This window comes from Staphylococcus sp. HGB0015 (genome assembly GCF_000411275.1).
Lineage (GTDB): Bacteria > Bacillota > Bacilli > Staphylococcales > Staphylococcaceae > Staphylococcus > Staphylococcus schleiferi.
Genome location: NZ_KE150418.1, coordinates 211086 through 223683, shown reverse-complemented (window position 1 = coordinate 223683; position 12598 = coordinate 211086). Strand labels below are relative to the sequence as shown.

The 12598-nt window shown below is 34.9% G+C and carries 11 protein-coding genes; 5 read left to right on the top strand and 6 right to left on the bottom strand.

Going from position 1 to position 12598, the window contains the following annotated elements:
• The first annotated feature begins 152 nt into the window (after positions 1–152).
• Entirely contained in the window at positions 153–2144 is a 1992-nt protein-coding gene (locus tag HMPREF1208_RS07715; protein ID WP_016425795.1) for a catalase, read from the top strand.
• A gap of 235 nt (positions 2145–2379) precedes the next feature.
• On the opposite strand, the gene HMPREF1208_RS07710 is transcribed toward HMPREF1208_RS07715, so the two are convergent.
• The 3 genes from HMPREF1208_RS07710 to HMPREF1208_RS07700 form a co-directional block, all read right to left on the bottom strand.
• Positions 2380–3045, bottom strand: a complete 666-nt coding sequence (locus HMPREF1208_RS07710) for a hypothetical protein (RefSeq protein ID WP_016425794.1) — start codon at positions 3043–3045, stop codon at positions 2380–2382.
• A gap of 83 nt (positions 3046–3128) precedes the next feature.
• The gene (locus tag HMPREF1208_RS07705; protein ID WP_016425793.1) at positions 3129–4904 is read right to left on the bottom strand and encodes a purple acid phosphatase family protein; all 1776 of its coding nucleotides are present in this window, start codon (positions 4902–4904) and stop codon (positions 3129–3131) included.
• Positions 4905–5071: 167 nt separating this feature from the next.
• The gene (locus HMPREF1208_RS07700) at positions 5072–6016 is read right to left on the bottom strand and encodes an amidohydrolase family protein (RefSeq protein WP_016425792.1); all 945 of its coding nucleotides are present in this window, start codon (positions 6014–6016) and stop codon (positions 5072–5074) included.
• A 359-nt stretch (positions 6017–6375) separates the two neighbouring features.
• Between HMPREF1208_RS07700 and HMPREF1208_RS07695 the strand changes: the two genes are divergently transcribed.
• The 4 genes from HMPREF1208_RS07695 (at position 6376) to HMPREF1208_RS07680 (ending at position 10856) form a co-directional block, all read left to right on the top strand.
• Positions 6376–7065 (top strand): response regulator transcription factor, encoded by a 690-nt coding sequence (locus HMPREF1208_RS07695; protein ID WP_016425791.1) that lies wholly within the window; start codon positions 6376–6378, stop codon positions 7063–7065.
• Positions 7066–7255: 190 nt separating this feature from the next.
• Positions 7256–8044: a sensor histidine kinase gene (locus tag HMPREF1208_RS07690; protein WP_196800882.1), complete on the top strand. Its 789-nt coding sequence runs from the start codon at positions 7256–7258 to the stop codon at positions 8042–8044.
• Between the two features lie 216 nt (positions 8045–8260).
• Positions 8261–9016, top strand: a complete 756-nt coding sequence (locus HMPREF1208_RS07685; RefSeq protein ID WP_016425789.1) for an ABC transporter ATP-binding protein — start codon at positions 8261–8263, stop codon at positions 9014–9016.
• Positions 9003–10856 (top strand): FtsX-like permease family protein, encoded by a 1854-nt coding sequence (locus tag HMPREF1208_RS07680; protein WP_016425788.1) that lies wholly within the window; start codon positions 9003–9005, stop codon positions 10854–10856. Before HMPREF1208_RS07685 ends, HMPREF1208_RS07680 begins: the two co-directional genes overlap by 14 nt.
• 130 nt (positions 10857–10986) lie before the next feature.
• Here HMPREF1208_RS07680 and HMPREF1208_RS07675 read toward each other — a convergent pair whose 3' ends face one another.
• From HMPREF1208_RS07675 to dhaL, 3 genes are all read right to left on the bottom strand, one after another.
• Entirely contained in the window at positions 10987–11334 is a 348-nt protein-coding gene (locus HMPREF1208_RS07675; RefSeq protein ID WP_016425787.1) for a DUF1722 domain-containing protein, read from the bottom strand.
• A 285-nt stretch (positions 11335–11619) separates the two neighbouring features.
• Positions 11620–11988 carry a dihydroxyacetone kinase phosphoryl donor subunit DhaM gene (gene dhaM, locus HMPREF1208_RS07670; RefSeq protein ID WP_016425786.1) on the bottom strand — a complete coding sequence of 123 codons (369 nt, stop codon included), beginning with the start codon at positions 11986–11988 and terminating at the stop codon, positions 11620–11622.
• The gene (dhaL, locus tag HMPREF1208_RS07665; protein WP_016425785.1) at positions 11985–12566 is read right to left on the bottom strand and encodes a dihydroxyacetone kinase subunit DhaL; all 582 of its coding nucleotides are present in this window, start codon (positions 12564–12566) and stop codon (positions 11985–11987) included. The genes dhaM and dhaL overlap by 4 nt, the downstream gene beginning before the upstream one ends.
• Positions 12567–12598 lie beyond the last annotated feature (32 nt).

The window sequence follows — 12598 nt, the reverse complement described above, 5'->3', positions numbered from 1 at the left end:
CTTTTTTATGTTCAATCTTTTCTACTCGCTTAAAATCGTTCGCATACAATCTTTTATGTGAGCCGTTTTTATTCGGATAAAATGTTTCAAATTTCACTAAAAATGGAAAAGAGGGTTAGTGTACGTATTTTTAATATGTGAGGAGAGTTGAAATGGAAAACAAAAAGACAGATCAACTAAAACATGTAGAAAAGCACAATGAAGGAAAAGCCATGACGACCAATAATGGTGTCAAAATAAGCGAGGATGAAAACACGTTAACCGTGGGGGAACGTGGTCCAAGCTTACTTGAAGACTTCCATTTTAGAGAAAAAATAATGCATTTTGATCATGAGCGTATTCCAGAAAGAATTGTCCACGCCCGTGGTTTTGGTGCTCACGGTGAATTCAAAGTCTATAAAGACTTATCTGAGTACACTTCTGCAGACTTTTTAACTCATCCTGAAAAAACAACACCGGTGTTTGTCAGATTTTCAACTGTTCAAGGTTCGAAAGGTTCACCTGACACTGTCAGAGACGTTCGTGGTTTCGCAACAAAATTTTATACGGACGAAGGTATTTTCGACCTCGTAGGGAACGACATCCCTGTCTTCTTCATTCAAGATGCAATTAAATTCCCAGACTTAATCCATGCGGTAAAACCTGAACCCCACAACGAAGTTCCTCAAGGTGGTTCCGCACATGATACATTTTGGGACTTCTTCGCTCAAAATCCTGAATCAACACATACAGCAGTTTGGGCAATGAGTGACCGTGGTATCCCTAAAAACTTTAGACAAATTGAAGGATTCGGTGTGCACACTTTCCGTTTAGTCAATCGTGAAGGCCAATCTTATTTTGTAAAATTCCACTGGAAACCTACACACGGTTTAGAGTCATTAGTATGGGACGAAGCTCAAATTTTATCAGGGAAAGATATCGACTTTCACCGTAAAGATTTATATGAATCCATCGAAAAGGGCGACTACCCTGAATGGGAATTAGGTCTTCAAATTATTAAACCGGAACAAGAATTTGACTTTGATTTTGATATTCTTGATCCAACTAAAATATGGCCAGAAGATCAAGTTCCTGTTGAAATCGTCGGAAAAATGACCCTCAACCGAAACGTATCGAATGTATTTGATGAAACAGAACAAGCTGCTTTCCATCCAGGACATATTGTACCGGGTATAGATTTTTCAAACGACCCTCTTTTACAAGGCCGTTTATTCTCATATACCGATACACAAATTTCAAGACTAGGGGGTCCTAACTTCAACCAAATTCCTATCAACCGCCCTGTCAATGAAGTCACAAACAATCAAAGAGATGCAATGCATCAAATGAATGTTCATGTTGGCCAAACGGCTTATCACAAAAATGCTTTGAATAATAACGACCCCCATACGACACCTAGAGAAGAAGGTGGCTATGAACATTATCAAGAAAAAGTTGAAGGTCGTAAAATTCAAAAACGGAGTGAAAGTTTCAAAGACTACTACAGCCAAGCTAAACTTTACTTAAATAGTTTGACGCAACCTGAATATGACCATACAGTAGATGGTTTTTCATTTGAAATTGGTAAATGTAAATCAGTGATGGTAAAACAAAATGCGGTTAATCAATTGAATAAAGTTGACCGTACATTAGCAGAACGTGTCGCTGCGAATGTTGGTGTCGAAGTTCCTGAAGAAAATGAAGAAGTACAATCAGACGCGAAAGATAGTAAACTCACAATGGAAAAATTCGATATTCCATTACCTGGCCATTCCGTTGCTGTTCTAATTAATGGTGATATTAGCGAAGAAACGTTGAAAGCCTTTGCGAAAACATTCACTGAAAATAAACTCAATTATGCTTTTGTAGGAAAACAACCTAAAAACATTAGCGAAGACTTCGGTATCACTGAAACCTTTGATACTGCGCATCTAACACTTTTTGATAGTGTCTTTGTGTTGTCAGATGACTCAGATTTATTACCTGAAGTTGAAGAATTTGTTGAACTCACATACAAACATCATAAACCGGTCATTGTCGACCGCTCAGCATCAGAAAAACTAGGTCATTCAAAAGTAAATATTCATGCTTCAGGTGTCTTTATCTCTAATGAACCAGAAGTCATTGTTGAAGCTTTCGCTAGAGCAAGATACTGGGACAGATAAACTAAAATAAAGCACTTTTAAACTGTGTATGTCGGCGCATCACGCACCGACTGCACAGTTTTGTTGTTCTATAACAATAAAGAAGGCTGGGCTGTCCCCTCGCAAAGCGAAGTCATACAAGACGAAGTTTAATCATAAACGAAATAACACTCAGACGATTTTCTATTAAAATCATCTGAGCGCTATTTATTTCGGAATTGATGTCCCAGCCGTTTCATCAATCGAACATATTGAATTATTTCTGAAGACAGCGTTGATAAAACGCACTTAATGCTTTATTTTGCGTACGCTTAAACTGTTCATTCGGTGCCAAGTTTGGATCTTTATCATTATGATCTTTTGGGGCAAAACCTGAAGAAAGCGTCACGTCCTTCCCATTTTTAAAGGTATATTCATAAACTTGACCTTCTTCAGTGAAAATATATTTAGTGATGGGTTGATTTAAATCTGCCACCTTGCCATAACCTTCAATATTCGACAAGTCAGACGCGGACGAATCAAATCCAGTCGTTTTATCTTTAGAAGTATAAACCACCGCACCGGTTACCGCATGAAAATCAAAATGCTGACGTCCCGGCTTTCCATTATCATTAATTTGAATTGCACCTTGATCTGTCATCGCATACCAGTCACCAGTTGAAATACTACTTGTACTGAAATAACGATTTGAGACTGCCCTTCCGTCTTCTTTTGCCATTTTAGATAACTTTTGAATGACTTCCGCTTTGATTTTCTTTTTCTTTTCATCTGAAAATTTGGACGCTTGTGGTTGATTTTGTTGAACTGCTGTTGTGGCTTTATCCTTTGCGCCACTTTTTGATTCCACTGGGCTATGACTACAACCCATGAGCAAGACCATACAACACAACGGAATCCACATCACTTTCATACGTGCTTTCATACAGACTTCGGCTCCTTTTCCAAGGCAATCTACTGTGTCTCAACGTAGCAACAAGCTACATTTAAACACTGATAGATTTCTACTTAGTCTTTACTAATCCCAAATTCATCTACCAATTGAATATGACGTTGTTCGCCTTTACTTATATCACCGCTTAATTGATAAATTTTCACTTTGAGTTGGTTTCCTTTCACTTCATAAACAGAGAAGTTTTGGTTAGAAGAATCTCTATTGTTTTCATGCTTATTATTAAAAGCATCTGTTTTTTGTGGTTGTTTTCCTATTTTAAATAAACTATTGTAATGATCTAATTTCTTCTGATCTAACCATGAAAGCTCAGGTCTAACTTTTTTAATATGTGCCAATGAGCGATCATAAATACTATCATATTCTTTTGTTCCGCCCGTATTTGGCAACACATAGACCGCACCTTTAGGATGATCATAATAAGTCACATGGTCTTGACCTACAAATTGTTTTGCGTCTTCTTTTTTCGCATTCACAAAACTATTTTTAGTAGACGTATGTTCCAAAGGGTACGTCCGTGACAACACGTGGTCGTGACCTTGTAACACAAGATCCACATCTAAGTCATCAATTGTTTTTGTTAATTCGTCTCTCACTTTCTTCACATCTTTATCTGAAAGTGCATGATATGATTTAGAATACATTGCCTTGTGTAAATTCAAAATAATCCATTTCGCGCCATTTTGTCGGGCTTTTTTAATATCCTTTTTAATCCATTTCATTTGTGCTTTACCCATTGCTTTTTCATCTGGATTATCTTTTGACTTTTTATTGTCATTTGTATTCGCAACTACCATATGTGCCCCATTATAATCAAATGAGTAGTATGAGCCCCCATTCACAGCATGATTCTCTTCAGGAACATTCACATGGTCATTAAAAGCACCTAACAATTTATCGTCATCTTCATTCAATGCATACTCATCGTGATTCCCTGCTGCCGCAACGACAGGTCGCGACATAAATGATGGACGAGATTTTTCATATAAATCTTTCCATTCATCTTCCACTTGAGCTGTTTCTACAAAATCACCTGTATGTAAAACAAAATTAGGATTTCCAGCTGTTTTTATCGCATTTTTCAATGTATCCGCACCAAATGCCGCTTCATTTCTAACGTGTTCATTCCAAAATGCATTTTGGGTATCCGTGTATTGAACGAAACGGAATGCATCACCTTTGTTACCAGCTGTTTTAAATGTACCCACTGGGCTCTTACTTCCTTTTTCGCTACCTACTTTATAATAATATTGTGTGTTCGGTTTTAAATTTTTCGCTTTAGCTTTATACGTATATTCAGGCGTGTTGATCAAATCGGTTTCCCCATGTTGATCCCCACTCGTCCACGCTGGACCCCCTACATTTTTGTCTGTATAATAACCGTTCACTTTAGGTTTTCCATTTTTCTTAACTGGCTTACCTTCATCATCTTTTTCAATATCTTTAAAAATGATATTCCCCGCTTTATCTCTTTCAAGATATTTCGAATTCACCTTTTTAGACTTCGCTTTAAAAGACTTCGCATGTTTAAAATCTTTCGATTGAGAAACCCATACTTTAGCATCTTTGAACTGATTCGTCGTATACCAACTAAATCCCATTTCAGATTTTGTTTTTCCATTAATATTGGTAATAATCCGATTCGGATGATTATTCGTCGGGACGTCAGCGACTTTAGGTTTCTGATGTTGTAATTGAATCTTCTTCCCTTGAGGTTGCGCTTCCCCGCTATTTGCGCTTGCCTCAACAGAACTCGGTACCACCGTTGTTACAATCATACTTGCACTCATCACAGCACTCAATACGAGCGACTTTCTTTTAAATCCTCTCATAAAGAACCTCCCATTGTCTTTTGGTTATATACAATGCCATCTTAGCAATCGCATTTTAATTTAAAGTAAAGTTTATTAAGACAATATGAGAATTGCATTACTGTTTGTATTGAGTCCATGTCGGCTGATTTAAAATCATTGCTTGGTTATTTCCATTTTTTATAATTTTAACGGTGATCTGTCATGTTCAATAATGTAGCTGCGTTTTGATACAGCATTTTTTCTTTCTGTTCGTCAGATAATAGTGAGGTTGTCGTTATTTCATCTGCAAGCGACGTCACTACTTTTTCTATGGTATACGGTGTATCTGAGCCATAGACAATTTTATTTTCATCTGTCATTTCTAGTAATGTCATTAATTGATAAGGTAATACTTTCCCCGCTAAATCAAAATATAAATGTTGCATGACTTGTGCAAAATCATCTGGTTGCTCGTCATAATGAAAGATAGCATTACCCATTTGTATGCGTTGCACAATGATTGGCAATAATGCACCACTATGCGGCACAATCCATTTAATATTCGGATAACGACTAAAGGTCCGATTTTGATTCATAAACACAACCGCTCTCGTAGTATCAAAGAAAAACTCCATTAAAGGTGTGAGCACTTTCGCTTTAATAGCATCATTCATCGGTTGTGGTTCATTCGGATGGATGGCAACAACCGCATGACGTTCGTTTAACTTTTCAAATATCCGATCTAAACGTCGATCACCCAGATAAATGCCACGTGCATTTGTCGGTAAGAGAAAATCTTTCGCATGTTGCTCATCTAGCGCGCGATCAATCATTTGAATACTTTCTTCTAAAGGTAAAGGAAGCGAAGCAAAAAAGCCTATTTTATCAGGATATTGAGATACGAGTTGGGCCCCATATGCATTCATTTCTTCTGTTAAATCCAACATCTCATGATCTGGCGCCACACTTTGATGTGGCCCTGAAATAGATAAAATACCATAATCAATAGTCATCTTCTTCATCAATGCCAAATAGTTTTCGATGGAAAAATAAGGTGTCGCAACACCAGCACCTTTGCCATCAAAATAATCATCTAAAAACTTTATAAAACCCGGTGAAAAATAATGCGCATGTAAATCAATTTTTTTCATTATACACACTTCTTTCTTTTTATGATGTGTCCGATTCACAATTCACTTGTGAAAGTGATTATATCTTTATCTACGTCAAACACAGGGCAAAATAGCGTTTAAATTCATATTGATGTTGTGACAAAAGTTGAAAATACGGTTAACAATCGTGCGGTCAGTCTTCCCTCATCATCCTAAAGGGACGTGTATAAAATATCGTTATAACTAATCTAAGAACAAATTTTCAATGATAAAATGGCAATTATTGACTGGATAAAGATACATTTATATTATATACTTTCTACTCATCATATTTGTAAAATTTCCCTTTTTAATTTTATAATTAAATGAATAACGTAGTATTTCATTGGAGGATTTGAATGAATTATAAAATTTTTATTATAGAAGATGACCCCGTCCTATCAAAATTAGTTCAGACACATTTAGTAAAATATAATTATGAAGCTATCCTTTGTGAAGATTTTAAAACGATAGACCTAGCCGTTAAAGCCCATCAACCTGATTTGATATTAATGGATGTCAACATTCCTTTTTACGATGGCTTTTACTGGGCACAAGAAATAAGAAAATATACGACTGTACCGATTTTATTTTTATCTGCTCGATCTGACGACACTGATCAAGTTAGAGCCATTATGAGTGGTGGCGATGACTATGTAACCAAGCCATTCTCATATGACTTGCTATTAGCCAAAATCAATTCTCAAATTAGAAGAGTCTATGGTGACTATGCGAGTAATCAATCGAATATCACTTGTGGTGATTGTACTTTTAATCCTGACCGTTTTAGCTTACATTGTAACGACAATCAAGTGAATTTATCTAAAAATGAATCGATTCTTATCAAAGTGTTATTTGAAAATTTTCCTAATATCGTCAGTCGTGAAAAAATCTTATCACAAATATGGGATAATGAAATCTTTGTGGAAGAAAACACGTTAAATGTTACCGTTAATAGAGTGAGAAAAAAATTGCAGGAAGTTGGCTCAGACGTTAAAGTTGTGACTGTCCGTGGCATGGGGTATAAGGCAGAATATGAAAAGAAATAGCCCTGCTTTAAAGCGTTTCGTCCAGGATTATTTGCCTCTCTTAGTCATCACACTTTTAGTTCAAACGGCTTTCTTTAGCTTTTTATTTTTTATAAAAGGGATGAGTCTCAAAGAAACTTTTTACTTTAGTTTTTTAACTCTTTTTGTACTCGTGCTCTATATTCTCTTACGCTTTTATAGCAGAGGCAGAGTGTATAAAAAATTGTTTTTAGAAACTGACAACATCAATGAATATTTAATATACAATCCAAGAGGTTCATTTGAAAGAACATACAATCAGCAGATTCAGCATCTCATTAAACTTCAACGTGAACAATCTAACAAATATGAAGCGGATAAAAAGTTACAAAAGGTCTTGATGTATCGATTTGTCCATCAAATGAAAACGCCGATTTCTGTCATGAAATTAATTTCTGAAAATCATCATAACGATGAAACATTTAAAATTATTAATCAAAATCTTAATACAGTGCAGTATCATCTCGATCAAATGCTTGATATTTATCGGCTAGATGATTTCAAAAATGATTTTGTCGCTGAAAAAGTTTATTTGAATGCGGTTTGCAAAGATTGTATCAATAGCTTAAAAGATTATTTTATCGTCTCTCAAATTTACCCTAAACTTGATATACCTGAGGAAACTTACGTGTACTCTGATGCTAAGTGGCTTAAGTTGATTATCACTCAAATACTGACAAACGCCATCAAATACAGTGATGCGGACCAACCTATCCGTCTTGTAACTGAGAAAAATAATGATACTGTGACACTTTCGATTACAGACTATGGTATGGGGATACAAGACAATGAATTAGCTAAAATTTTCAACCTTTTTTATGTCGGCGAGAATGGAAGAAATAATGCAGATTCTAGTGGTATTGGTCTGTATATTGTTAAGAGAATTATTGAATATTTAGACCACGACGTGACGATTGAATCTAAGTTAAATCAAGGCACAACCGTTTTTATTAAATTTTAAACTGTTTACCGTACAACCGCATAACAGACGTATTTTCACTTAAAACGCCAATAACATTACCAAATTGTAAGATAAGGTAATGTTATTTGATTTTTTTATAATCATCGCTTGTTAAGATTGATTTATCAATAATAAGTGAAAAATGACAATTCTGTTTAATGATCAGCTTAACCTAAAAATAGAGATAAAAAATCAACTTGATAAGGAGACACCGATATGGTATTAAAAGTTTCAAACTTAGAAAAAACATATAGGGGTACCGTCCCCTTTACCGCAATAGATCAAATCAGTATGAATGTTGAAAAAGGTGAATTTATCGCAATTATGGGACCAAGTGGCAGCGGGAAAAGTACCTTTCTCAATACAATTTCTACCATTGATCGTCCAACGAATGGTACGGTCGAAATCAATGGCATTAACCCACATAAAATGAGCGATAACGATTTAGCTAACTTTAGAAGACGCGAGCTCGGCTTTGTTTTCCAACAATTTAAATTAATCCATACGCTAACGATCGGAGAAAACATTATTTTACCGCTCACGTTAGACGGTTGTGACGCGAAAACAATGCATCTAAAGTTACAAGAAATCGCAAGTCTTTTAGATATTAATCATATTTTAGATAAAAGGACCTATGAAGTGTCTGGTGGACAAGCACAAAGAGCTGCGATTGCAAGGGCAGTCATTAATTCTCCCGCGATTCTACTGGCTGATGAGCCTACAGGTAACTTAGATTCAAAATCAGCAAAAGATGTGATGAAGCTCTTTCAAAAATTGAATGACACTGTGAATGTCACTATTATCATGGTCACGCATGACCCGCTCATCGCTTCTTACTCTGACAGAGCATGCATCATTAAAGACGGAAGAATATACCAAGAGATGATTAATAAAAATAATGCGCTTGCTTATAAAAAGCAGATTTTAGATACGATGACATTTTTAGGCGGTGACGAAGTTGACTTTACTTAATTTCGCATTTAAAAATATTAGTCGTGATTTTAAAACTTATATCTACCATTTTATGAGTTGTGTCCTTTCGGTCTTTGTATTTTTTACATTTTCGAATTTGACCTTTCACCCTTCTCTAAAAATTGTCGACAAAGATAGTACGATTGGATTAATTTTACATCTCGGGCTCATAACGACGATGCTCTTTTCATTCGTATTTATACTTTTCTCAATTGGCAATTTCTTAAAACAGCGGAGTAAGCAGTTTGCTGTATTAAATATTATCGGCGCAAATAGAAAGCAATTTTTCAAACTTATATTCTATGAAAATGGGATTATTTCCGGTTTTTCATTACTTTTTGGGATGACACTCGGTTTAATCTTCTCAAAACTATTTCTGATGATTGCTGAAAAAATCATCGGGGGCTTAAACTTAGATTTTTATTTTCCATTAACTGCCATTTTATACACACTTTGTTTAATGGGCGGCTTGTTTTTATTAATTTCTATCTTTGCCCCTCTCATTTTAAGAAAGCAAAAGATTATTAGCTTATTGAAAAAAGAAGAGACAGCTGAAAGGAATCACATTCTTTTTGTAGCATTTTTATTCTCGGTCTTTTTGCCTTTAACGATTTATTACAACTATAAACTTGATATTTTAGAGTATCCTTTCTTATTAATAACTTTTATCATTTTCACATATTTACTATTCAATCTCATGTTTATGGTGTATGCATTTCTGATGAAAGTAACACAACGACAATATCAAGGTGAGGGGTTAGTGAAAATGAGTAATTTTAAATATCGCATTAACACAAATTTAAAAACGATGACCATGACAATGTTGCTGTTTACGATCACGTTATCTTCCTTAATTTACATTATTGGCGCACCTAAAACTATTGACAGCACCACTAAAAAAATCATGCCCTATTCGTATATGTACACCGCTTGGGATAAAAAAATTGATGATTTGAGCCAGTCCCAACTGATCACAGACAAGTTAAAAGATAAAGAAGGCTTTCAAAAAGTACGTGTCGATTTTCTTAATTTCGATGAAAAACATCGAGATGTGATTTTATCTAATTCAACTTATAACAAAATTGCCACGCTATTGAATCGAAAGCATCTGTCATTAAAAGATAATGAATATTTTATCGTGGGTGTTGATGGAAAGAACGTGCCAACGCTCGGTGAGATGCAAGGTAAAGATTACAAACATTTAGGGATTTCTAAAAAAATAGGATCGGATAAACGTCTCATTGCATTATCTGGCTATTTCTCAAGTGTAACAATTGTAGCTGATGAAAAATACCAAAGTTTAAAGCATAAATTTGTAAATGATAGATTCTTTGCTTTCAATATCAAAAACTGGAAAACAGAGTCTGATGCTACGCTCAAAAACGATTTTAAAATTAATGGGGATAGAGAAACTTTAACCTCTGCATTTTCATACTATCAATTTGAAAAAATACAAAGACATATTATTGCTTATGTCGGGGGTATTTTATGTTTTTCCTTTTTAATAGGTATCGCAAGTATCACTTACTCAAGACTCTACAACTTAGCAGAAGAAGAAATAAAAAAATATAAGGCTATGGTGAAGATAGGTATGACCAAAAAATCTATAAAAAAAGTTCTCGCAAGTACGATAAGATGGGTTTTTGTACTTCCATTCTTAGTCGCTTTATTTGTGACATGGATTATCGTCTTGTACATTGATCAATATACAATCACTTCGTATTATGGCATTGGATTAACATGTAGCATTCTGTATTTAGCAATTGAAGGTATTTTATATTTAATCATTAAGAAAAAATACCAACGCAAAATTTTAAAAGATGTTTTCGAAAATAACTAAATTTTATGTTTCAACTTACTGATGATGAAAGATTATCAACGCACGAATATTCCCTCTCCATTAAAAAAGTTTTGGAGAGGGGATTTTTTATGTCGTCTTGTCACGCCTCATTTGTATCGCATCCATCGTGTTATGATGCTGATTCATCATCCATTTTGGGAAAATTTTTGATGATACTAGACGCTTTAATATACTGCACATCATAAGTCATTGCCATACAATAAAGAAAAAGAATGAGCGTTCTTTCTTCAACTTGACCCAATAAATAATGTGATTTTAACGATTCATATAAATATCTTTCTGAAGGTCTACACACTTTTTTGAAGTAGCCCCACATATGACTCAATGCATTGATAACTGACCCTTTCGTCGGCTCAATTGCCAAAGCTTGATCAATCAACGCTTTTACTTCATCATAATTGCAGTCGCCTTTTAACGTTGTTCTAATAAGGTTGTAACTATTTTGATGATGCCACATAACCTCATACTTATACGTTTTCCACAGTACTTCAATTTCATGTCGACGTGAAATGACAATCCCCTCCTCATTTGCCTTATCTCTTTTATCCCATTGTATCGGTTTCGTACTGATTGATACACGCTAACGCTTGTTTCAGTTGCTGCGATGACCGCTGTGGTTCAATTTTTAAATAAAAAAAGCGTGAGGCAGAAATTCAATTTCTCTCATTTCCGTCTCACTGCTCTGTATACAAAGTGTGTAAATATGACTTAATATTTTATATAAAACCGTTAAATATTCGCATTATTTATACTGTGTCTTAACTTCTGCAATCGCATCATCCATACTCATGTTTGATTTAATTGCGACACTTGCGATAAAACTACCTTCTACAATAGGTGCTTCAATTTTTTCAATGCGATGTGGACCTTCATACATTTCTAAAACTGTATCAAGGTTCATACCTGCTGAACCAATATCATAGAAACATAACGCATCATCTTTTAAATTGTTAATTGCTGAAAAAATACGATTAAAATCTGTTCCTATTTCTTGATTTTCTAAGCCACCTACTGCCACGATGTTGACGCTGTTGTCTGTCATTTGGCCATTTAATTCTTTTACACCTTCTGCAATTTTGTAACTATGACTGACAATAACGATAGATGTCATAATGATTCGCCCCCTATAATTGCGTTTAAGATATAAACGCTGCTTTGAGCGCCGGGATCAATGTAGCCTTTTGATGCTTCATTGAAATAAGAAGCGCGTCCTTTGGTTGCTATCATGTCTTTTGTTTCATTTGCATAAGATTGTAACTTTTCAAAATCGACGTTTTCGTTATTTTCTAATGCTTGTCTTGTGCGTTCAATGACATCATACATTGTTTTTTCATTTAATTTAACTTTACCACGTTGTTGGATGCCCTCAGCGAATGCAGTAATGACTTGTTTTAAATTTTCATTGTCAATTTCATCTTGCACTTCATTCGCCATTTTAATAAAACCAAATCCGTATAAAGGTCCAGACGCACCACCGATGTTAGACATTAATGTCATTCCTGTAGATTTAAATAATGATTTCATGTCTTTATCATCGATTTTATCTTTTAAATGTTCAAAACCTCTTAGCATATTCACGCCGTGATCACCATCACCGATCGCTCTATCTAAATCAGTCAATTCTTCTTCTTTTTCTTTAAACTGATCTGCTAAATTGAGTAATCTTGTTTTCATTTCTTGCACATTCATTTAAGTCACCTCAAAAATTTAAAACATTGATT